Genomic DNA, 22,153 nt, shown 5'->3' with positions numbered 1-22,153 from the left:
CAAGGGGCCGGCGGCGGCGCCCGCGCCGTCGTCAGCCCAAGGCGGCCATGGCCTCGCCAATGTCTTCCACCATCCGCTCGGCGGCCTCCGCACCCGCCGCGATGGCGTCGTCTGCGCGGTGAAAATCGAACAGGCCGATGCGGCCGAGCTTGGGGGAAATGAGGACGTCCGGCGGATCGCCGGCGAGGCGGGAGCGCGCGATACGGTCCTGGGTGATGTTGAAGGCATCGATCATGACCGCGGAAATGCCGCGCGGCCCGTCCTTCGGCCCGGAGAGGAAATGGCGGCGCAGCAGCTTGTCGGGGCGAAGCATGCCACCGAGGCGCAGGCGCTTCTGAGCCACGAACTCCTCAGCCGCTTCCGCAATGACGCCACCATGGTCCTGGATGACCGTCCCGCGTCCGAACACCTCGGCATTCAGGTTGACGGCCACCACCACGCGCCCGCCGAGGGCGCGGGCGGCCGACACCGGAATGGGATTGACCAGCGCCCCGTCCATGAGCCACCGCCCTCCCACCTTGGTGGGGGTGAAAATGCCGGGCAGGCTGTAGGAGGCGTGGATTGCTTCCGCAAGGTCGCCACGGGTCAGCCAGATTTCATGTCCGCTGCCGAGCTCCGTGGCGATGGCCGCGAATGCCACCGGCAGGGCCTCGATGGCTTGTCCCGCCAGTTCCACGCGCAGGCGCTCCAGAAGCCGACGCCCGCCGATGAGGCCGGGCGAGCCCAGCGTCAGGTCGAGCAGGGCGAGGACGCGGCGCTTGTTGAGGCTGCGGGCCCAGTCCTCGAAGTCGTCGAGCTTGCCAGCCGCCCAAAGCCCGCCCACCGCCGCTCCGATAGAGGTGCCGGCGAGCACGTCCGGGCGGATGCCGTGGCGATCCAGGGTGCGCAGCACACCCACATGGGCAAAGCCGCGCGCCGCGCCGCCCCCGAGCGCCAGGGCCAGCCGGGGCTGGCCGGGCTTCATGCGGGGGGCTGCGGGAGACAGATCCATGTCCGGCGCAAGTCCCGCGCTGGCCGGGTCCGCCTCGCCCTCGGTGGGCGTGCTCGGACCTTTGTTGCCGAACGGGTTGAAGCTTTGGAACATCCGCGCCTCCGATCCCCCGCCGCTTTGCGCAAGGGAAACGGGAGCTTATCGGCGTTTGATGTCGGAAGCGTGGCCCTCGCGCTCGGAGGCTCCCGGCGCGGGCGCTGCCGCCCGCCTTGGCGATTCAGTGGCCGTGGCCGTGATCGTCGCCGTACACGGCCTTCGGGTCGAAGCGGGGCGTATCGCCGGTGAATTCAAGCGCCGTTTCGGCAGCATTTTGCCCGCCCAGAGGGATGCGGCGATAGAAACAAGAGCGGCGGCCGGTGTGGCAGGCGGCGCCGGTGCCGCCCATTTCGACCTTGATGATGACCGCGTCCTGGTCGCAGTCCACCAGCATGTCGACCACCTTCTGCGTGTGACCGGAACTCTCGCCCTTCTTCCAGAGCTTCTGGCGCGAGCGGCTGTAATAATGCGCCTCACCGGTGGAAATGGTGAGCGCCAGCGCCTCCGCATTCATATGGGCAAGCATCAGGACCTCGCCCGTGACCGCGTCGGTGGCCACGCAGGTGACCAGTCCGTGGGCATCGAAGCGCGGGGTCAGGCGGGTGCCTTCCTCCAATTCGTGCGAGCCTGCGCTTACCGGGAAGACGGCCAAGGAAGTCTCAGACATGGGATAATGCTCGCTCGCGCGGCTTCAGGCCTTGCCGCGCACCATGGAGATGAAGCGCACCTGCTCGGCCGGGTCATCCCGGAAGGCGCCGGTGAACTGGCTGGTGACAGTGGATACCCCCGCCTTCATGACGCCGCGCATGGCCATGCACATGTGCTCGGCCTCGATCAGCACCGCGATGCCCCTCGGGTGCAGCGCCTCGTCCAGCGCGGTAACGATCTGCGAGGTCAGGTGCTCCTGCGTCTGCAGGCGCCGGGCATAGATGTCCACCACGCGGGCGATCTTGGACAGGCCCACCACTCGCTCCACCGGAAAATAGGCCACATGAGCCTTGCCGATGAAGGGGACCATGTGGTGCTCGCAATGGGAATAAAAGGGAATGTCGCGCACCAGGACGAAGTCGTCGAAATTGCCGATCTCGCCGAACGTGCGGTCGAGAATCTCCTCGCTGTCGTGGCCATAGCCGGAGAACAGCTCGTCATAGGCGCGCACCACGCGGCTCGGCGTGTCCAGCAGGCCTTCCCGCTCGGGGTCCTCGCCCATATAGGCCAGCAAGGTGCGCACCGCAGCCTCGGCGGCCTCGCGGGAGGGGCGATTGGGGTCGCGGCGCTGCGCCACGGGCCCTTTCGCGCCGCGCCGGCGCGCCTTTTCCTCGCTCTCGGCCTGGGCCTTGAGAAGTCTGACCACCGCGTCCATGCCCAACTCCGTCCGACCGCCCATGGTGGGCGGGAGTGTCACCGGTGTCGGCTACGCATGCGCGGGACCTTTCCTGCCGCGCCCCGCCGGAAGCCCCGGCGGCGGCCTTGCCGTCCGTCGTCGCGGATGATGGGCATCCGCGCCCTGAGGTCCGGCGTCTTCCGCCGGACCAAGCCTTCCCTATATAAGTTCAGAGCGCGCCTGCTTCAAATGCATGTTTAGCCGGACTGGGTGATGCGCGCCGCATGCTTGCCGCGGATGAGCCGATGATTAACGACGTCTACAATGCCCGTATCCTCGCCTTGGCCGCCGACATTCCGCGGCTCGGGCGACTGGCGGATGCCGATGCCAGCGCCACCGCCCATTCCCGGCTGTGCGGATCGACGGTCACCATCGACCTCAAGGTGGCGGACGGGCAGGTGGTGGATTTCGCCCATGAGGTGCGGGCCTGCGCCCTCGGCCAGGCCTCGTCCTCTATCATGGCGCGCCTCGTGGTGGGCTCCACGGCCGAGGAGTTGCGCGCGATTCGCGACACGGTTCGCGCCATGCTGAAGGAAAATGGCGCCCCGCCCGAGGGCAAATGGGCGGATTTGGCCGTGCTGGAGCCGGTGCGCGACTACAAGGCCCGCCACGCTTCCACCTTGTTGACCTTCGATGCCGTTGTGGATGCGCTGGATCAGGTCGCCGCCCGCGCGGCTTGCACGCCGGCGGAAAAGACGGCCTGACACCCTCTCCCTCGGTGCGGACCGGAAGGCCATAAAACGCAAATGGCGGGAGCCGTTGCCGGCCCCCGCCACCGCTGGATGTGTTCGGGTCAGATGAAGAAGTCGAGGTCCGACGCCGCAAGGCGCAGGTGGGACAGCCCATCGGACCGCACCATGGCGCTTGCCACTTCCTCAAGATCTGCGCCCGAGGCGGCCATGGACTGGTAGGTGGCACGGTCGCTGTCGGTGCCGTCGGCCCCGAAGACGGTGTTGTAAAGGGTGTCCACCGTCAGGCTGCCGTCGGCGGAAGCACCGACGCCCTTGGCCTGGGCCTCGGGGGAATGCATGAGGTTGAGCAGGAGGCGCCCTTCCGACATGCCACCCTCATGCGCCGTCAGCGCGGCGGACAGGCCGGACAGATCCGCCTGCCGATCCAGGACGCGTCCATAAAGGGTCGCCAGGTTGAGGGCGGTGACGTCCGTCGTCACGTCCACGCTGCCATCGTTGAAGGCGAGCCGTTCCACATTCACCAGCGTGTCGACGGCGCCGACTTCGGTGCGGGCGGTGACGGTCACCGTGCCATGGCCATAGGTGATCTCGAAATCCGCCTTGTTGCCGTTGAAGACGGCGGTGTCGATGCCGCGGCCGCCATGCAGCAGGTCCGATCCCGCTCCACCCACCAGCACATCGGCTCCGACGCCGCCGAACAGCACGTCATTGCCGGCAGAGCCGGTGCGGGTGAAGAGATCGGGGCTGAGGAAGGTGGTGTCGAGGGCCGCCCCCGCCAGCTGGAAAGGCTCCATTTCCGGCGCATGCACGAAGTGGCCGGCCACCACGGCGAGGGGAAGGCCAGCCGCCAGGGCTGCCTCGTGATAGGCCTTGCCCTCCGCATCGGCCGGGCGGCCGAGCAGCGTCGTATAGAGCAGGTCCACGGTGATGTCGGCCACCGACGCCGCCCCGACGCCGCGCGCCTGCGCCTCCGGGGACAGGATCATGCTGACGGCCACATCACCCAGGCTGGCGCCCTTGTCGATGAGGCCGGTCCAGTATTGCAGGCCCTGCAGGTCGGGCAGACGCCCCATGACCTGCTGGTAGAGGCCGGCCACCAGCGCCGTGGCCGGATTGTCTTCCACCGTGACGTTGGCGTCGGTGAAGGCGAGGGTCTCCACCCCGATGAGGCGGGTTTCCTGGCTTTCGTCGGCGAGCGACCGCACGATGACCGCAGCGCCGTCGCGGATGATGGCATAGTCGGCGCGATTGCCCTCGAAGGTGGCGCGGTCATTGCCGAGCCCGCCATGCAGGGAGTTGCGCCCGGTGCCACCCGCCAGAAGATCGTCGCCGGTGCCGCCGACGAGGATGTCGTCGCCGATACCGCCGATCAGATGGTCATTGCCCGCCTCGCCGAACAGAATGTCGTTGCCGGCGTGGCCGCGCAGCACGTCGTTTCCGGCGCCGCCATTGGCCCGGTCGTCGCTCGCGCTGCCGTCGAACACATCATTGGCCTCGCCGCCCAGGAAGGTCTCGGCCGCGCTGGCGAGCACGGTGTCGGTGCGGGCATTGAGGTTCTGGATGCGCAGGTCGCCGGACATTTCCGTGTCCGCCTGCGTATAGGCGGTCTCGGCCGTGGCGTGGTGGGAGCGCATGTAAAGCTCGAATGCCTTCTGCTCGCTCATGGCATTGGCCGGCGGATTGGCATCGAGGTCAGAGGCCTCGTCGAGCACCGGGCCGAGGCTGCCATCCTCCAGCAGATAGCGGAAGTTGGAGCCGTTCTCCTTCATGGGATAGCCGTCGCCGCCATCGGCCATGAAGTTCAGCGTGACGACGCGGATCACGTCAGGCACGTCGGCGAGGACGACGCCGTTTTCCACCAGGCGCACAACCGTGTGGCCGTCCGCATCGATCAGCGAGATGCTCGACACGCGGCTGCCGGTGGGCAGGTCCGGGTCGAAGGAGAAGGCGACGCCGCCGATCTGGGGGAAGCGGCCCTGGTTGGGGTAGGACCCGACGCCGTGCTCAATGATCGCCTTCAAGCCGGCAGCGGTGGTGTCGAACGCCATGAGCTTGTTGTTGAAGCGCAGGGAGTTCTCGACGTCGAGCTGGGAGACACCGCCGTCCGGCGGCAGCTTTTGCACCGAGCCATCCACCGGATTGGGCGCGGACAGGGTGCCGATCTGGGCCCGGATACCGCCACCATTCTTGATGGAGACCACATAGGTTTCCTGAACCGCGTCGGCGCCGATGGCCCCGGCGAGGGCGCTCTTCAGCGTCGCCGCATTGGCGTCGGCAGACAGGTCGCCCAGGTTGGTCTCCTGGCCGCGCACATAGCCGCGCTCGCCTTCCAGATAGACGGTGGAATAGCCGTAGACGTTGCCGTCCTTGACATTGATGACGCCCTGGACGGCCGTCGTGATCTGCGCCACGTCGCCGCCCTTGGTGCCGGCGGCGAAGGCGGTGGTGGCCAGATTGTCCTCGCTCACGCCCCAGGCGGCCGCCACATTGGCGGTGGTGGCTGCATAGGCGCCGTTGATGCCCGCATTGGCGGTCAGGCTGTCGGCGATGATGTCGCCCTGCTCGTCGAAGTCCACGGCGAGGCGGCCGAGATAGGTGTACTCATTGTCGGTGTTGACGATGACCGTGGTCTTGCCGTCGGCACCGGCCGTCACATAGGGGTAGTCATAGGCGAAGTCGGCGCCGTGACCGGGAAGGCTCGCGGGAACGTCGGAGGAGTCGCCCATGCGCTGGTGCGAACCGGCGGACAGGATGATGTCCACGCCCTTCAGCTTGGTGGCGAGCACCATTTCATTGCCGATGATCTGCAGATGCGACATCAGCAAGATCTTGTTGATGCCTTCGGCGATCAGCTCGTCAATGATGGGCTGAAGCTGCGCGGCCAGCAGATCCATGTTGTCCACTTCGCCATTGGCACCGGCACCGCCGGGGAAGCCGGCGATCTCGGCGCTGGAGGGCGAGGAGATGGACTCCAGGATCTGCGTGGTCACGCCGACCACGCCAATCTTCTCGCCGCCCTCGGTGATGACGGTGGCGGGCGCAATCTTGCCCTTCAGCGTGGAGGCTTCCGCCACCGCGGTCGTGGTGGGCGCGGCGTTCAGCGTGGGCTGAACATTGAAGTCCAGCGTATCCGCGTAGATGGCATTGAGCGGGGAATCGGTGGCGGTCGGGTTGGTGTAGTAAGGCGAAGACGGCCCGAAGACCAGGTTCGCGGAGACCGACACGAACTGCGCACCCACCCAGCCGCTATTGGCGGACAGGGCGCTCGCCAGCACGTTCGAGCCCAGGTCGAAATCGTGATTGCCCAGAGCCGAGGCCTGGACGCCGATCAGATTGTGGATGGCAATATCCGCAGCGGCGATCGGAATGGTGCCCGTCATGGTCGAGCCGGTAACGGCATTGATCGCGTTGCGCACCGCGGGGTCGGTGCCAGCGGCCAGGAACGGACCGGGGATCCAGTTGTCACCGCCGGCGAGGATGAGCGTATTGGCGTAATCGTCATCGAACGCATCCACCAGCGCGGCGAGGTTGGGTGCGGTCGTGGAGGCAAGCAAGCCGGCTTCTGCGTCTGAAAAATGAAGAAGCTGAAGGGTGTAGGTCGCCATCGGTCAAATCCTCAGGAGCCAAAATGGCAAAGGGAGGCCGCAGCGGGCGATCATGAATCGTCCGCTGGTTTGTTTCTGAATGTGAGTGACCTTATGTAATGACGCTGCGACAAGCTTATGACGATTGCAAGCCTATCCCGGTAGTTGCTATTTGTTGGCTAAATAGCCTCGCCATGAGTTGCGTTTTACTTGCGGTCTGGGCGCCGGCGTGACGGTCCCGCACGCCCGCAGGCCTCGTGCGTTGCGCCCTGGCGGGCCGCGTGTTTCTGCCGGTTGGCCTTGACCCGCGGATGTGCGCTGCCGATGTAGCATGCGGAAATCGCCGCCGCTGGGGGCTGGCGCGACAACAGGGGAGGGGCAGGATGGTACTTTCGTTGTTCCCCCCGGAGCCGCCACGCGCCGAGGCCTCACAGCCGCTTGCCCGCCTCTGGGGGACGGTGCGGCTCATTCCGCGCCAGATGCTGCGCCTGCCCATTCTCGTCTATCGCTATTCCCTATCGGCCTTCATGGGTCGGCAATGCCGCTACTTGCCCACCTGCTCCGCCTATGCGGACGAGGCCATCCAGAAGCACGGCGCCTGGGCCGGGGGATGGATGGGGGCCGCCCGCATCTGCCGATGCCATCCCTGGGGTGGGCATGGTTTTGACCCGGTGCCTGAGGCGGTGCCGCAGGGGGCGCGCTGGTCCCGTCCTTGGACCTACGGGCGCTGGCGTCAGCCCGCGTCGTCGGACACTCAGGGCTGACGTGGGGCTTGCGGCGCCCATGGGCCGGAGAGGCAATGGACCGATCGTGCCCGCGCGCCCCTAGACGGGCACGCCCAATGGGACTAGAGACGCCAGCCTTGTTCAACTCGCCTACCTGCCTGGTGCGCAGGAGTGGGCCGGAGACATGCCATGGTTACCTTGACGTTCCCCGATGGCGCCGCGCGCAGCTATCCCGACGGAACGAGCGGCGCGGAGATCGCCGCCGCCATTTCCAAATCCCTCGCGAAGAAGGCCGTGGCGGTGACGCTGGACGGCGTGCTTGCGGATCTGTCCGAGCCGATCACCGCCGATGCGCGCCTTGAAATCGTCACCCGTGACGATGCCCGCGCGCTGGAACTGATCCGGCACGATGCGGCCCACGTGCTGGCGGAGGCGGTGCAGGCGCTTTATCCCGGGACCCAGGTCACCATCGGCCCGGTGATCGAGAACGGCTTCTATTACGACTTCGCGCGCAATGAGCCGTTCACCACGGACGACCTGCCGAAGATCGAAGCCAAGATGCGCGAGATCATCGCCAAGGACCGCCCCTTCACCAAGGAAGTGTGGTCCCGCGATCAGGCCAAGAACGTCTTCGCCATGAAGGGCGAGGCGTTCAAGGTGGAGCTCGTGGACGCCATTCCCGAGGACCAGGACGTCAAGATCTACAAGCAGGGCGAATGGTTCGACCTGTGCCGCGGCCCGCATATGCCCTCCACCGGCAAGGTGGGCACGGCCTTCAAGCTGATGAAGGTGGCGGGCGCCTATTGGCGCGGCGACAGCAACAATCCCATGCTGACCCGCATCTATGGCACCGCCTGGCATGACCAGGTGGAGCTGGACGGCTATCTCCATCGCCTCGAGGAAGCCGAGAAGCGCGACCATCGCCGGCTGGGCCGGGAGATGGACCTCTTCCACTTCCAGGAGGAGGGGCCAGGCACGGTGTTCTGGCATCCCAAGGGCTGGAGCCTGTTCCAGGGGCTCGTCGCCTATATGCGCCGGCGCCTGAAGGCCGATTATGACGAGGTGAACGCCCCCCAGGTGCTGGACAAGTCCCTGTGGGAGACCTCGGGCCATTGGGGCTGGTACAAGGAGAACATGTTCAAGGTGCAGTCGGCGGGCGACGAGACCGACGACGAGCGCGTCTTTGCGCTCAAGCCCATGAATTGTCCCGGGCATGTGCAGATCTTCAAGCACGGCTTGAAATCCTATCGCGACCTGCCGCTGCGCCTCGCCGAGTTCGGCGCGGTGCACCGCTACGAGCCCTCCGGCGCCTTGCACGGCCTCATGCGCGTGCGCGGCTTCACGCAGGATGATGCCCACATCTTCTGCACCGAAGACCAGATGGCGGCCGAGTGCTTGAAGATCAACGACCTGATCCTCTCCACCTATGCCGACTTCGGCTTCGAGAACATCATCGTGAAGCTCTCCACCCGTCCCGAGAAGCGGGTGGGATCGGACGCGGTGTGGGACCATGCCGAGGAGGTGATGGGCCGCGTTCTCCAGCAGATCGAGGCCCAGTCCGGCGGCAAGATCAAGACCGGCATCCTGCCCGGCGAGGGTGCCTTCTATGGCCCCAAGTTCGAGTACACCCTGTCGGATGCCATCGGCCGCGAATGGCAGTGCGGCACCACTCAGGTGGACTTCAACCTGCCGGAGCGCTTCGGCGCCTTCTATGTGGATGCGGACGGTCAGAAGAAGACGCCGGTGATGATCCATCGCGCCATCTGCGGCTCCATGGAGCGGTTCACCGGCATCCTGATCGAGCACTTCGCCGGGCATTTCCCGCTCTGGCTGGCTCCGACCCAGGTTGTGGTGACCACCATCACCTCCGATGCGGACGACTATGCCGTCGAGGTGGCCGCCGCCGCCAAGGCGCTTGATCTGCGCACCGACCTTGATCTTCGCAACGAGAAGATCAACTACAAGGTGCGCGAGCACTCTCTGGCCAAGGTGCCGGTGATGCTGGTGGCTGGCCGCAAGGAAGCGGCGGAGCGGACGGTGTCCATCCGCCGGCTCGGCTCCAACCAGCAGGTGGTTCTGCCCCTCGACGAGGCGCTGGCCCTTCTGACTGACGAGGCGACCCCGCCGGACGTGCGCCGCCGGGCTTTGGCCAAGGCGGTCTGAGCGGCAGGCCTTCGCTGCAAGTTTCTAGGCCCGGATGGCACCTGATCGTGCCGTCCGGGCTTTTCTGCGTCTGTGCCTGGCGGGGGAGGAGGCTGAGGTGTCCGAAGGTGCGACCGAACCGGGCAGAGGCCGGCGCGCGGCAAAGATGGGGATATGGTGCGTCGCACCGGTTCGGGGACGGGGGAGGGAACCTCCCCGGCGGCGGCCACGTTCAAGGGAGGGGGCCACGGATAGGGAAAGAACCATGCGTTTATGCCTCTCCCACGTCGTCCTTGTGCTGGCGGCGCTCGGCGGCCCCGCGCTCGCCCAAACTCCTCTTCCCGCGCCACCCAGCACGGTCGCGACGCCCTCCGTTTCGGTGACCCTGGATCAGGAGGAGAAGATCCGGGACGTCGCCGCCGATCAGCGGGCCGCCACCCCTCCGGCCCGTGATTTCATCGTCGCCACCGGAGTGGAACTGCCGCCGTCGGTGGAAATTCATCCGTTGCCAGAAGACGTTGGCATTCCGCACTACCAGTTCGCGGTGGTCGGCCGGGACACGGTCCTCGTTGACCCCTCCACGCGCCGGATCGTCAAAGTGATCGAATAGGCCGGTGGCTTGTGCTTGGGCATGGCCTCGCGCACATTCGCGGCGAAGGCCGATGGGCGGCACAAAGCCGTGCCTGAGGCCAGCCTCGAACGATCGCGGCGCGCTATGGCGGCGCCGCGCCGGAGTATGAAATGGCGCAAGTTCAGCACGCCCTCCTGCCGGATGAGGGTGGTGACAGTGCGGCGCGCGTGGCCGCCCGCTATGGCACGCAGCCCGTCCCCGGCACGCTTCTGTCCAATCCTGTCATCGACACCCTCCTGACCCACCGCTCGGTGCGGGCCTTCACGGCGGCGCCCGTGCCGGCAGGGGCGCTGGAGGCGGCGGTGGCGGCGGCGCAGAGTGCGTCCACCTCCTCGAATCTCCAGGCCTGGAGCGTGGTTGCGGTGCGCGACCCGGTGACCAAGGCGGCGCTTTCCGCCGTGGCGGGCGGGCAGAGGCATGTGGTGGAGGCGCCGGTCCTGCTGGTCTGGCTCGCCGACCTGTCCCGCCTCGCGGAGCTGGGGGAGAGGACCGGCGGGGCCGTGGAAGGCCTTGATTTCCTTGAGATGTTTGTTGTGGGCGCGGTGGATGCGGCGCTGGCGGCCCAGAATGCGGCGGTGGCGTTGGAATCGCTCGGGCTCGGCATCGTCTATATTGGCGGGCTGCGGAATGATCCCGAGAAAGTGGCGGAGCTGCTCGGCCTGCCCGAACGGGCGGTGGCGGTGTTCGGCATGTGCGTCGGCCAGCCCGACCCGGCGCGCCCCGCCCAGGTGAAACCCCGCTTGTCTCAAGGACTTGTGCTCCATGAGGAGCGCTATGACCCCAGCCTCTCCCCGCCGGCGGTGGAGGCCTATGACGCGGCCATGACCGCCTTCCAGGAGGCCGAGGGCATGCGGCCGGTGGGCTGGTCCAGGGTGGTCGTGCAGAGGGTGGGCGGCCCGGCGGCGCTCACCGGGCGCGATCGGCTGCGCGAGGTGCTGAAGAGGCTCGGATTCCCCCTTCGCTGAGGGGTGATCTGAGTTTAACCCAGGCGGAATTTGCCGCGAAAAAGGGCATGTTCCGGGCGCCCGCGCTGGCGCCCGGAACCGTGCGCGATGGCGCGCCGACAAACGAAATGCCGATGCTTCCGTTGGGGCATGCAGGCGCAGGCCCTGCCTGTAATCCGTCTGAAATCCGCCTGAAATTTCAGCTTGAAGTCGGCTTTGAATTAGCTTTGTATGTTATCTAATTCCTCGGCCGGACGATCGGGCCGCACCCTCGGGTGCCGCCGGCTCCAGACGGCCTTGGGCTTGTCTCGGTCATTAAGGACACGCCTGCGTCATGCTCGCCCAGCAGATCGTCAACGGCCTGATGCTCGGCGCCATCTATATGCTGGTGGCGGTGGCCTTCACGCTGGCCATCGGGGTGCTGAACTTCCTCAACTTCTCGCTGCCGGGCCTGTTCATGGTGGGCGGCATGCTGGCCTTCGGCATGATGAAGATCGGCTGGCCCTGGTTCCTGGCCTTTGCCGCCGCTTTGTTCGTGGCCGCCCTGGTCTCGCTGCTGGTCGAGCGCCTCGCCTACCGGCCCATGCAGGGCGGGGACCCGGAGGTGCCGCTGGTCTCCTCGCTGGGCTTCCTGGTGCTGCTCGAAAACCTCATGCTGATCCAGTACGGCTCGGACCAGCAGGCCTTCCCGAGCCTCCTGCCGGACCTCAATCTGCGCATCGGCGGGCTTGTGATCGGCATCGCGCAATTGATTTCATTGGCGATTTCGGTTGCGCTGGTGGCTTGGCTGTCCTGGTTCCTGCGCTCCACCAATATGGGCCGGCGCATCCGCACGGTGGCCGAGAGCCGCGATACGGCGCTGCTCATGGGGATCAACATCTCCCGCCTGGTGCCGCAGCTCTTCGTGGCCAGTGCCTTGCTCACCGCGCTCGCGGGCATCCTGTTCGCGGTCAATTACCAGCAGGTCTCACCCTTCATGGGGGAGGGCGTCGGCTTCAAGGGTGTGGCGGCCATGATTGTGGGCGGCATGGGCTCCATCTGGGGCGCGGTGCTGGGCGGCCTGCTGATCGGCCTTGCCGAAGTGCTGTCCATCTCCTTCATCGGTGCCGACGTGGTCAACATCACGGTCTACGGGCTCCTGCTCCTCATCCTCATCCTGCGGCCCCAAGGTCTCCTCGGGCGCCCCGCCAGCCGGGAGAAGCTGTGATGAGCGGCTATCTGACGGGCGTCCTCGTCGTCCTCGCCTTCAATGTGATGGCGGCCTATGCGGTCTATCTGCCGCTGGCGGCGGGGCAATTGAACCTGGGCATTGCGGGCTTCATGGCCATCGGCGCCTATGCCTCAGCCTTCCTGACCAATGAATATGCTTGGCCCATGTGGGCGGCCATTCCGGTGGGCTCGGCGCTGGCGGGGCTCATGGGCATCCTCATCGGCATTCCCGTGCTGCGCACCCATGGCATTTACCTCGCCATGGCCACCTTCGCGCTGGGGCAGGTGATTGCCGCCGTCTTCCTCAATCTGGACGTGGTGGGCGGGGCGGCCGGCTATCCCGTCACCGACTATGCCGGTCCCTATGCGGTCTATGCGGCGGCCGGCGGGGTGGTGCTGCTGATGCTCCTTGTCTCCCGCACCCGTTTTGCCCTTTATCTCACGGCGGTGAAGAGCGACCCGACGGTGGCGGATCTGCTGGGCGTGTCCGTGCGGGGCATCCAGGTGGCGGCCTTTGCGCTGGGGGCGGCGGTGGCGGGCTTTGGCGGCGCCTTCTATGCCCACCATTACAATTTCGTCGAAGCCCAGCACTTCAACGTCCTGCTCTCCGTCTTCACGGTGCTCTACGTCCTCTTCGGCGGCACCCAGACGGTGTGGGGCCCGCTGGTGGGCGCGGCCTTCTTCACGCTGGTGCCGGAACTGCTGCGGGCGTCCGACCAGTGGCGCTACGCCCTGTTCGCCATCTTCATCATCCTGTTCATGGCGGTGCGGCCGCAGGGGCTGGTGACCACCTCGCTCTTCCGCCTGCTCCGCCGCCGCGCGCCGGAGGTGACGCGATGACCTCGGCTCTGTCCATCTCGGGCCTGTGCAAGTCGTTTGCCGGCGTGCGGGCCATCCGGGACCTGTCCTTCGAGGTGCCCAAGGGCCGCACCACCGCCCTCATCGGCCCCAATGGGGCGGGCAAGACCACGGTGTTCAACCTGGTCAGCGGCGTCTATGGCGTCGATGCCGGGACGATCAAGGTGAACGGCGTGGATGTCACCCACATGGCGTCCCGCAAGCGCATCGGCACAGGCATCGCCCGCTCGTTCCAGAACATCCGGCTGATGAACCATTTGTCGGTGCTGGAAAACCTGCTGGTGGGCCAGCATGTGCGGGCCTCTTCGCTCGGTGCGCTGCTGACCCCCTATCGCCTCATCCCCAATCATCGCTGGAAGCGGGAGGCGCGGGCCGCCCTCGCCGAGAACGGGCTGGAGCGCTACGCGGACGAGATGGTGAGCGCGCTGCCCTATGGCGTGCGCAAGCGCATCGACCTGGTGCGGGCGACGCTGGCCGGCGCCAATGTCCTGATGCTGGACGAGCCCGCCGCGGGCCTCAATCCCAGCGAGACCAACGCGCTGCGCGACCATCTGCGCGCGCTCATGGACAAGGGCCTCACCATGCTGGTGGTGGAGCACGACATGCACTTCGTGGACAGCATCTGCGAGAAGGTGGTGGTGCTGAATTTCGGCGAGAAGATCGCCGAGGGGCCGCTCTCTCAGGTGCGCCGTGATCCCAAGGTGCGCGAAGCCTATATCGGTGCGGAGGACTGACCCATGGCTCTGCTCCAGGTCTCCGGCCTCACCGTCCAATATGGCCGCGTCACCGCGCTCTGCGATGTCTCGCTGAAGGTGGGGCAGGGCGAGGTGGTCACCGTGCTCGGCGCCAATGGCGCCGGCAAGAGCACGCTCCTGAAGGCCATTCTCGGCGCCGTCCCGCTCAAAGGCGGCGGCATCGCCTTTGACGGCGAGGAGATCAGCGGCGAGGCGGCCCACAAGCGCATCGCCCGCGGCCTCGTCCTGGTGCCGGAGGGCCGGCGCATCCTCATCACCCTGTCGGTGGAGGAAAACCTGCTGCTGGGCGCCCATATGCGCACCGATACGGCGGCCATGAAGCGGGAGATGGACGCCATCTACGGCCGCTTCCCCAATCTCGCTGAGCGGCGCCACATGCTGGCCTCGTGTCTGTCGGGTGGCGAGCAGCAGATGCTGGCCATCGGCCGGGCCATGATGTCCCGTCCGCGCCTGATGATGCTGGACGAGCCGTCCTTGGGCCTCTCGCCGCTCTTCGTCTCCAAGCTGTTCGAGCTGATCCGCGAACTGAACGGGGAGGGCCTCTCCGTGCTGCTGGTGGAGCAGAATACGGGCAAGGCGCTCTCGGTCGCCCACCAGGCCACCGTGCTCGAACTCGGCCGCGTCATGATGGCCGGCGACCCCAAGGCGCTCGCCGCCGATCCCCGTCTCCAGGAAGCCTATCTCGGCGAGGGCAGCGCTGCCCCCGCTCAATAATCCAGAGAGGAGTTGCACCATGAAGACATCGGTTCTGCTGGGCGCCACCATGCTGGCGGCGCTCGTTTCCACCGGCGCCGCGCGGGCCGATGGCGAGCTCGTCCTCGGCTACATGATGGCCAAGAGCGGCCCCTATGTGAGCCTTGCCAACACCAATGAGGTGGCGGTGGACATGGCGGTGGAAGAGATCAACAAGAAGGGCGGCATCAACGGCAAGAAGATCAAGGTGGTGAAGTTCGACACCGCCGGCGATCCCAAGCAGGCCACCACCGCGCTGCGCCGCTTTGCCCAGGACGATGCCGCGCTCGCGGTCATCGGTCCCTTCTCCTCCTCCGAGGTGCGCACCACCTTCCCGGTGGGCGAGCGCGAGGGCATCCCCCAGATGTCCATGGCCTCCTCCGCCCCGGGCCTGACGAAGGGCTTCACCTACGGCTTCCGCAACACCACGGACGAAGGCAAGGTCATCGACCAGGTGCTGGGCTCGCTGAAGGACAAGAAGCTGCCCACCGCCACGGGCGCGGCCGCCTATGCCACCGACGACGTGGTCTCCAAGTCCATCGGCACGGTGGTGATCCCCAAGCTGTTCGAGAAGTATTCCATCCCGCTGAAGGGCTCCGTGGACTTCCAGCTGGCCGCCTTCGACCTGTCGCCGCAGGTGGCCCAGCTCAAGCAGATCGCGCCTGACGTGGTGGGCCTCGGCTCGCCGCCCGAAGGCGCCATCAACCTCGCCAAGGAGCTGAAGCGCCAGGGCGTCTCCACCCGTCTCATCGGCGGCACCACCATCGCCGATCCCGAATTGCCCAAGCGCATGGACGGCGCCGGCGACAAGCTGACCATCGGCACCACCTTCTTCCCCGAAGTGAACGCCACCACCAAGGCCTTCACCGAGGAATTCGGCAAGCGCACCAAGGCCGCCGGCCTCAACCGCACCGAGCCGAACCAGATGGACGCCTCGGTCTATGACATTGTCTACCTCTATTCCGAGGCCATGAAGCGCGCGGGCGTCACCGGCGACAAGGCCAAGGTCGCAGAGGAGCGCGCCGCCATCCGCGACCAGCTCGCCAAGCTGAAGGACTACCAGGCGCTGGAAGGCTCCATCTCCTTCACCGAGGGCGATGCCGTGAAGCCGGTCTATGTGCTGGAAGTCAAGGACGGCAAGTGGACCCTTCTCGATACGCGCATGCCCAACTGAGGGCGCGCGCGTCGAGCCGGCGCCTCGGCCTGCCCTGACACGGGGCGCCGGCTCTGCCTTTCACCCGGACGCGTGGCGCCCGGGCTTCTTCCCAGAAACGAAAGCCGCCGCCAGGGAACTGGCGCCAAGGAGCTGGCTGATGACCGGTACCGCCCTCACCTTCACCATTCATGCCGACGGGGTCAGCGCGCAGGACACGCTGCTGATCCGCACTGCCATCATTGCGGGTTGGACGGGCCGAGATAAGGTGGCGCTCGAAAAGCACATCAAGGAACTGGAAGAGCTGGGCGTGCCCCGGCCGGCGTCCACCCCCATCTATTACCGGGTCGCCGCCGCCCGCCTCACCACGGCCGATGTGATCGAATGCACCGGCCCGGACTCCTCCGGCGAGGTGGAGTTCATGATCCTCCAGGCCATGGGCACGCGCTATCTGGGCATTGGATCGGATCATACGGACCGCAAGGTGGAGACCTATAACATCACCGTCTCCAAGCAGATGTGCGACAAGCCGGTGGCGCCCGATCTGTGGCTTCTGGACGACGTTCTGCCCCATTGGGACAAGCTGGTGCTGCGCTCCTATGTGGTGAACGGTGGCGCGCGCGCGCTTTACCAGGAGGGATCGGTGGCGGCCATGCTGGCGCCGCAGGAGGTCCTGGAAGGATATGGCGGCACCCTTTCGGACGGCTATGCCATGTTCTGCGGTACGCTGGCGGCCCACGGTGGCATTCGCCCCGCCGAGCGGTTCGAATTCGAGATCGAAGATCCCGTGCTCGGGCGCATCATCCGCCACGGCTATGACGTGGCGCTCCTGCCGGTGTCGGGATGACCGCGCGCCCTTGAGCGTTTCGGCATTCCCGGGCATCTGAAACGCTCTATGTCTTTGGCTAGGCGTGAGTCCGTCACGCGGCCCGTGTTCACATCGCGACGAAACGCTCTGGAGGGTGAGGGGCGCATGCCGGTGGACCAGGATGTGCTGACACTGCCCGCGGAACCGGCCGCGCCCCGTTCGCTGCGCGATGAGGCCTATGAGCTGATCAAGCAGCGCATCATCATGTGCGCGTGGCGGCCGGGCGAGGCCCTGAGCGAGGCGGTGGTGTCCTCTGCCCTCGGGCTCGGGCGCACGCCCGTGCGCCAGGCTTTCGACCGGCTGATGCGGGACGGCCTCGTGGAGGTGCTGCCCCGCAAGGGCATTATCGTGCGCCCCATCTCCCAGGACGAGGTGCGCGACATGGTGGAGGTGCGCCTCCTCAATGAAGGCTTCTGCGCCCGCCTCGCCGCCGAACGGGCCGAACCGCAGACGCTGGCGGCGCTCGCCGCCAATGTGGCGCGCGGTGTCGAAGCGGCAGCGGAGCGCGACGTGCCCACCTTGATGGCACTGGATCGCGAGTTTCACGCCACCATTTCAGCCGCCGCCGGCAATCCGGTGCTGGGCGAGATCCTGCGCAATCTGCATGAGCGGGCGCAGCGGGTCTGGTTCGTCTCGCTGCGCGACCGGGAGCATCACCGCCGCGTGGTGGATGAGCACGGCGCCATCGTCGCCGCCCTCCATTCGCGCGATGCGGACGCGGCCGAGCAGGCCGTGCGCGCCCACATCCAATCCTTCGCCGACAATCTCAAGCGCCAGCTTTGAGGAACGCCGCGCCCTGAGGCGCGACCTTGCCGTCAGCCCTTCAGCGCCGCTTCGATCCCCGCCGCGATGGCGAAGATGCGAGCGTCTGCGCCGGCCGGTCCCGCCAGCATCAGCCCCGTCGGCGCGCCCCCTTCGCCCGCCACGGGGAGCGAGATGGCGCAGCCGTCGATCATGTTGATAAGGGTCGGGTTGCGTAGGATCAGCAGGTTCGCCTTGCCATAGGCCGCATCGTCGCCCTCCAGGTCCGCCACGCGGGGCGGGATGACCGGCGTGGTGGGCAGCACCAGCGCGTCATAGGGGGCAAGACGCGCGGTGGCGCGCTTGATGAGGGCGCGGCGGGCGGCGAGGATGTCGAGATAATCCGCCGCCGACTGCTCGGCGCCGCGCTTGATGCGCACGGACACGCGCGGGTCATAGCCCTCGGCCTTCTCCGCCAACAGGTTCCTGTGGACGGCATAGCTCTCCGCCGCCGTGAAGCCGCCCTTGGCATTGATGCCGGCCACCTCGCCAAATTCCGGGAAGGGCGCCGAGGTGACGCGGGCCCCCGCCTTCGAGAGGCGGGCGATGGTCGCCTCGAAGGCGGAGGCCACCGTGCTGTCCAGTTCGTCCAGCGCCACCGTGGCGGGGATCAGCAGCCGCAGGCCGGCGAGCGGCCGGGCGGTGAGAAGCGTCGGTTCCTCGCCCGCCAGGATGGCATCGAGCGCGGCGCAGCAGGCCACCGAGCGGGCCATGGGGCCGATGGAATCCAGCGAAGAGGAGAGGGGAAACGCCCCATCCAGCGGCACCCGGCGCGCCGTGGGCTTGAAGCCCACAAGGCCGCAGAAGGCGGCGGGGATGCGGGCCGAGCCGCCGGTGTCGGTGCCGAGCGCCGCATGGGCCATGCCATCGGCCACCGCCACCGCGCCGCCCGAGCTGGAGCCGCCGGAAATGCGGCCGGTCGCGCGGTCATAGGGCGCGCGGGGGGAGCCATAATGCGGATTGAGGCCGAGCCCGGAATAGGCGAACTCGGTCATGGTGTTGCGGCCGATGAACACGAAACCGGCCTTGCGCAGCCGCGCCACGGAGGCGGCATCGCGCGGCGCGGGCGGGGCATCGGCCAGCACCTTGGAGCCGGCGGTGGTGACCTGGCCGGCCACGTCGAACAGGTCCTTGATGCCGATGGGAATGCCGGCGAACGGAGAGGGCGCAGCCCCTGCCGCCCGCAGCGCGTCGAACCCCTCCGCCGCCTTCAGCGCGCCGGCGCGATCCACCAGCGAGAAGGCGCGGGCACCTTCGCCATCGGCGTCATCGATGCGGGCGAGGCAGGCTTCGACCAGGTCCACGGAGCGCGTGCGTCCGGAGGCGAGGTCTTCGGCGAGGGAGGCGAGGGTCGGCTGGGAAGAGGTGGGCATGGGACCGCCGTCATGGCCCCGCGCCCGGTGGGCGCGGGTTCAAGGTTGGGACTTCAGGCCGGATCGAAATAGTGAATCTCGAGCAGCATGCAGCCCTTATCGGACTTGAACGGGCCGTGGAAGGCCCCCGGCGGGCGCACCGCATAGGTGAAGGGCGCGAAGGCCTCGCCGCCCTCGCCCTTGTCGTCATTGCCGACCGTCAAGTCGCCGGTGACCAGGAACACCTCTTCCCAATAGTCATGCACGAAGGGCTTGGTGGTGTAGACGCCGGGATCGAAGCGCAGCAGGCGGGTGCGCGAGCCGCTCTTGTTTTTCTCGTCCAGCGCGCCGGACAGGATCTTCTGCTGAATGCCCGACGGATAGCCGGGGGGCACTTCCCATCCGGTGGTCAGGTCGAGGGTATAGAACTCGTCATGCAGCTTGTTGATGGCCATTTCGGCGTCTTTCCTCGTCTGGAAGGGGTGAGGGATTATTCGGCGGCGCGGGCGATCGGGGTGGAGACCTCGTCGGACAGCGCGTAGCCCGACAGCATGCGGTTGAGCAGGCCATCGGCGCGGGCCCAGTCGTAGGTGCGGAAGGAGTGGCCCTTCACCACGAAGCTCGCGCCCGCATAGAACATCTCATACTGGGTGTGGCGGGAGGCGAATTCCGAGCCGACCGCATCCCAGGCGAGCTTGTAGAACTTCACCTTCTCTTCCGCCGAGGCGGCGGGCGACTGCTGGGTCTTGCCGATGAGGCGCGCCAGTTCGGGATTCTCGAAGTCGTGCACGGAGGAGGGCAGCATAATCATGCCGCCGCCGGCCAGCTCCCGGAGCGTGGTGATGACCTTGCCATAGACCTGCTGGGCCAGCGTCTGGGCGGCATAGAGGGTGTGGCGATCGGGCACGAAATAGGGGCCGTAATAGGTGCCCTTGGCCTCCATGGCGGCGACGAAGGCGTCCACCATGCCGGCTTCGGCGGCCAGCTGCCCCAGCGTCTCGCGCACCTGCGGGAAATTGGTGGTGCCGTTCACTTCCGTGATGCGGCGGGCAAGGCCCAGCAGGAAGCGCATCTTCACCGAGAGGCGGATCTGAGCCTGATAGTTCTGGTAGACATGGGCGGGCGTCGCGTGGAACTGGGCGCCGGTCATCTCGCGGCTGTCCACGATGAAGATGCGGTCCCACGGCACCTTCACGTCGTCGAAATAGAGCACCGCGTCATTCTCGTCGAAGCGCGAGGACAGCGGATTGTCGAACACGGACGGCGCGCCGGCCTCATACGACTTGCGGGACAGGATCTTCAGGCCCTTGGCATTCATGGGAATGGCGAAGGACAAGGCATACTTTTCGTCGCCGGGCGGCAGCGGCTGGATGCAGGTGACGAACACCTCATTGGCCATGATGCCGCCGGTGGCCAGCATCTTGGCCCCGCGCACCGTGATGCCTTCCGCGTCGCGATCCACGATGGCGGCGGACAGATAGGGATCCTGCTGCTCGGCCGCGCTTTTGGACCGGTCCGCCTGCGGATTGATGATGACATAGGTGAGATAGAGGTCGTTGTCGCGGGCGTAGCGGTAATAATCCGCCAGCGCCTTGGCGCGGGCCGGGTCATAGGCCTCGAACTTGTCGAGCCCCATGAACATGCCGGAAATGCAGGAGGCCACATGGTCCGGCGCGCGGCCGAGGAAGCCGGCATGCAGCTCCGTCCAGGCTTCCAGCGCCATGCGGCGGGTCTTCATCTCCTCATAGGAGGTGGGCAACTGCCAGATGCGGTTGGCGCGGGTGCCGGTGTCGGTCTCGAACGTCATCAGCTCGCGGTTTTCCGGCGCGCTGTGGAAATCGAACATCTTGCCAACGGAGGCGATGGCCCCGGCAAAGGCGGGATGGGTGGTGGAATCTTCCACCAGGCGGCCGTCGAGGAAGATCTCGCGTCCGTCATTCAGGGAGGCGATGTGCTGGGCGCCGGTCTTAATCATGGCGGGGACCTCTGGAGGCGATGTCGTTGAAAGGTCAGCAGTCCGGCGTCTGGCCGGAGGCGAGGGCGTGATAGCGGCCGCGGAAGAAGATCAGCGGATCGCCAAGGCCCGGCGCGGAAAAGCGCAGCACGCGGGCCAGGAAGATTTCGTGGTCGCCGCCATCGTGCCGGGCGAAGGGCTCGCACTCGAAATGGGCGATGGCGCCGGAGATGAGGGGCGCGTCATGGGCGCCGGGCGTGTGGTCCACGTCCTGCCACTTGTCGTCCAGCGCGCGGGCGAAGCGGTTGGACAGATGCTGCTGGTCCTGGCCGAGAATGTTGATGCCGAAGCCGCGGGCCTGCTGCATGGCGGGGAGCGAATAGGCGCTCTTGGCGACGGAAAAGAGGACCAGCGGCGGGTCGAGCGAGACCGAGTTGAAGGAGCTCATGGTCATGCCCACGCTCTCCTCTTGCGCGGTGCGGGCGGTGACGATGGCCACACCGGTGGCGAAGTGACCCAGCGCCTGGCGAAAGGCGCGCGGGTCGAACGTGTCGGTGGGGGCGGGCGGGGGCGCGCCTGCGGCGGCGCGTGCGTGCGAAGAGGCGTGCGACATGATGCCTGATTCCACGGAAGGGTTATAATAGCTTTGATACAAAGCTAATTGCGAAAGGGATGGACGTCAAGCGCCGACACCTCTTAAGAGGGGAGGAAACGCGCGTTTGAATGGAGCCGCCCATGCCGGAGGCAGATGCCCGCACCTCCCTTCCGCCCACGGCGTCCCGCCCGGCGCTGCTGGTGGGCGGATCGGATCGCGAGTTCCGCGAGCTCGTGCACGACATGCTGGCCTTTTCCTCGGCCATCCAGGAGGTGCGCAACCGTCTCGGGCAGCAGATCGGCCTATCCGGTACGCAATATACCCTACTCATTTCCATCGCCCGCCTCAGCGAAAGCAATGCGGATCTCGGCGTCAACCAACTGGCCGAGCATCTTCATCTGTCCGGTGCCTTCGTCACCATCGAGGTGAACAAGCTGGTGGCGGCGGGGCTGGTCACCAAGACCGTCAATCCCGATGATCGCCGCCGCGTGGTGCTGGCCATCACCGAGGAGGCGCGGCACAGGCTGCGGGACCTGAACCACATCCAGTGCCCCGCCAATGATGCTCTCTTCGAGCCATTGGAAGCTCAGGATTTTCGCGTCTTGCGCGAGGTCATGAGGCGCCTTGCCGGCACCGGCCCACGGACGCTCGCGGTCATTGATGCCCTGGCGGATTCCCCCAAGCGTCGGCGCAAGGCTGCCGGCGCGGGAGACTGAGACCCACAAACGAAACGGTCGCGCGCGCAAG

At 66.8% G+C, this 22,153-nt stretch carries 21 protein-coding genes; 13 read left to right on the top strand and 8 right to left on the bottom strand.

Annotated elements, in window-relative coordinates; genetic code table 11:
• Positions 1–31: 31 nt before the first annotated feature.
• The 3 genes from ACT54L_RS06840 to folE all read right to left on the bottom strand — a co-directional run bounded on the left by ACT54L_RS06840 (position 32) and on the right by folE (position 2,390).
• Positions 32–1,084, bottom strand: a complete 1,053-nt coding sequence (locus ACT54L_RS06840) for a patatin-like phospholipase family protein (RefSeq protein WP_476084794.1) — start codon at positions 1,082–1,084, stop codon at positions 32–34.
• Positions 1,085–1,208: 124 nt separating this feature from the next.
• Positions 1,209–1,694, bottom strand: a complete 486-nt coding sequence (hisI, locus tag ACT54L_RS06835; RefSeq protein ID WP_476084793.1) for a phosphoribosyl-AMP cyclohydrolase — start codon at positions 1,692–1,694, stop codon at positions 1,209–1,211.
• A gap of 24 nt (positions 1,695–1,718) precedes the next feature.
• The gene (folE, locus tag ACT54L_RS06830; protein WP_476084792.1) at positions 1,719–2,390 is read right to left on the bottom strand and encodes a GTP cyclohydrolase I FolE; all 672 of its coding nucleotides are present in this window, start codon (positions 2,388–2,390) and stop codon (positions 1,719–1,721) included.
• Between the two features lie 266 nt (positions 2,391–2,656).
• Between folE and ACT54L_RS06825 the strand changes: the two genes are divergently transcribed.
• Positions 2,657–3,115: an iron-sulfur cluster assembly scaffold protein gene (locus ACT54L_RS06825; protein WP_476084791.1), complete on the top strand. Its 459-nt coding sequence runs from the start codon at positions 2,657–2,659 to the stop codon at positions 3,113–3,115.
• An 89-nt stretch (positions 3,116–3,204) separates the two neighbouring features.
• Here the strand turns inward: ACT54L_RS06825 and ACT54L_RS06820 are convergent, their stop codons facing one another.
• Positions 3,205–6,708, bottom strand: a complete 3,504-nt coding sequence (locus ACT54L_RS06820) for a DUF4214 domain-containing protein (RefSeq protein ID WP_476084790.1) — start codon at positions 6,706–6,708, stop codon at positions 3,205–3,207.
• A 458-nt stretch (positions 6,709–7,166) separates the two neighbouring features.
• Here ACT54L_RS06820 and yidD point away from each other — a divergent pair, with 458 nt between their 5' ends.
• The 11 genes from yidD (at position 7,167) to ACT54L_RS06765 (ending at position 17,487) form a co-directional block, all read left to right on the top strand.
• Positions 7,167–7,451, top strand: a complete 285-nt coding sequence (yidD, locus tag ACT54L_RS06815; protein ID WP_476085176.1) for a membrane protein insertion efficiency factor YidD — start codon at positions 7,167–7,169, stop codon at positions 7,449–7,451.
• A 150-nt stretch (positions 7,452–7,601) separates the two neighbouring features.
• Complete coding sequence (thrS, locus tag ACT54L_RS06810) at positions 7,602–9,575, top strand: threonine--tRNA ligase (protein WP_476084789.1); 1,974 nt, start codon at positions 7,602–7,604, stop codon at positions 9,573–9,575.
• A gap of 244 nt (positions 9,576–9,819) precedes the next feature.
• Positions 9,820–10,164: a DUF1236 domain-containing protein gene (locus ACT54L_RS06805; RefSeq protein WP_476084788.1), complete on the top strand. Its 345-nt coding sequence runs from the start codon at positions 9,820–9,822 to the stop codon at positions 10,162–10,164.
• A gap of 131 nt (positions 10,165–10,295) precedes the next feature.
• Entirely contained in the window at positions 10,296–11,150 is an 855-nt protein-coding gene (locus ACT54L_RS06800; RefSeq protein WP_476084787.1) for a nitroreductase family protein, read from the top strand.
• Between the two features lie 313 nt (positions 11,151–11,463).
• Complete coding sequence (locus ACT54L_RS06795) at positions 11,464–12,336, top strand: branched-chain amino acid ABC transporter permease (RefSeq protein ID WP_476084786.1); 873 nt, start codon at positions 11,464–11,466, stop codon at positions 12,334–12,336.
• A complete protein-coding gene (locus ACT54L_RS06790; RefSeq protein WP_476084785.1) occupies positions 12,336–13,178 on the top strand; it encodes a branched-chain amino acid ABC transporter permease in 843 nt (280 codons plus the stop codon). Before ACT54L_RS06795 ends, ACT54L_RS06790 begins: the two co-directional genes overlap by 1 nt.
• Positions 13,175–13,930 (top strand): ABC transporter ATP-binding protein, encoded by a 756-nt coding sequence (locus ACT54L_RS06785; protein ID WP_476084784.1) that lies wholly within the window; start codon positions 13,175–13,177, stop codon positions 13,928–13,930. The genes ACT54L_RS06790 and ACT54L_RS06785 overlap by 4 nt, the downstream gene beginning before the upstream one ends.
• Positions 13,931–13,933: 3 nt before the next feature.
• Positions 13,934–14,665 (top strand): ABC transporter ATP-binding protein, encoded by a 732-nt coding sequence (locus ACT54L_RS06780; RefSeq protein WP_476084783.1) that lies wholly within the window; start codon positions 13,934–13,936, stop codon positions 14,663–14,665.
• 19 nt (positions 14,666–14,684) lie between these two features.
• On the top strand, positions 14,685–15,857 hold the full coding sequence (locus tag ACT54L_RS06775) for an ABC transporter substrate-binding protein (RefSeq protein ID WP_476084782.1): 1,173 nt from the start codon (positions 14,685–14,687) through the stop codon (positions 15,855–15,857).
• A 139-nt stretch (positions 15,858–15,996) separates the two neighbouring features.
• Positions 15,997–16,683 carry a DUF2848 domain-containing protein gene (locus ACT54L_RS06770; RefSeq protein ID WP_476084781.1) on the top strand — a complete coding sequence of 229 codons (687 nt, stop codon included), beginning with the start codon at positions 15,997–15,999 and terminating at the stop codon, positions 16,681–16,683.
• Positions 16,684–16,809: 126 nt separating this feature from the next.
• The gene (locus ACT54L_RS06765) at positions 16,810–17,487 is read left to right on the top strand and encodes a GntR family transcriptional regulator (RefSeq protein ID WP_476084780.1); all 678 of its coding nucleotides are present in this window, start codon (positions 16,810–16,812) and stop codon (positions 17,485–17,487) included.
• 32 nt (positions 17,488–17,519) lie between these two features.
• Here ACT54L_RS06765 and ACT54L_RS06760 read toward each other — a convergent pair whose 3' ends face one another.
• From ACT54L_RS06760 to ACT54L_RS06745, 4 genes are read right to left on the bottom strand one after another with little or no spacing between them, the layout of a single operon-like run.
• Positions 17,520–18,878, bottom strand: coding sequence for an amidase (locus ACT54L_RS06760; protein WP_476084779.1), 1,359 nt, complete (start codon positions 18,876–18,878; stop codon positions 17,520–17,522).
• 53 nt (positions 18,879–18,931) lie between these two features.
• Positions 18,932–19,312, bottom strand: coding sequence for a cupin domain-containing protein (locus ACT54L_RS06755; protein WP_476084778.1), 381 nt, complete (start codon positions 19,310–19,312; stop codon positions 18,932–18,934).
• Positions 19,313–19,347: 35 nt separating this feature from the next.
• The gene (locus ACT54L_RS06750) at positions 19,348–20,832 is read right to left on the bottom strand and encodes a 4-hydroxyphenylacetate 3-hydroxylase family protein (protein WP_476084777.1); all 1,485 of its coding nucleotides are present in this window, start codon (positions 20,830–20,832) and stop codon (positions 19,348–19,350) included.
• 34 nt (positions 20,833–20,866) lie between these two features.
• Positions 20,867–21,424, bottom strand: a complete 558-nt coding sequence (locus tag ACT54L_RS06745) for a flavin reductase family protein (RefSeq protein ID WP_476084776.1) — start codon at positions 21,422–21,424, stop codon at positions 20,867–20,869.
• A gap of 122 nt (positions 21,425–21,546) precedes the next feature.
• Between ACT54L_RS06745 and ACT54L_RS06740 the strand changes: the two genes are divergently transcribed.
• Positions 21,547–22,122: a MarR family winged helix-turn-helix transcriptional regulator gene (locus ACT54L_RS06740; protein WP_476084775.1), complete on the top strand. Its 576-nt coding sequence runs from the start codon at positions 21,547–21,549 to the stop codon at positions 22,120–22,122.
• Positions 22,123–22,153: the final 31 nt, after the last annotated feature.

Source organism: Aquabacter sp. DMC10, from assembly GCF_056314145.1.
Note: the sequence above shows the minus strand (reverse complement) of the source record. Positions and strands in the feature narration are given on the sequence as shown.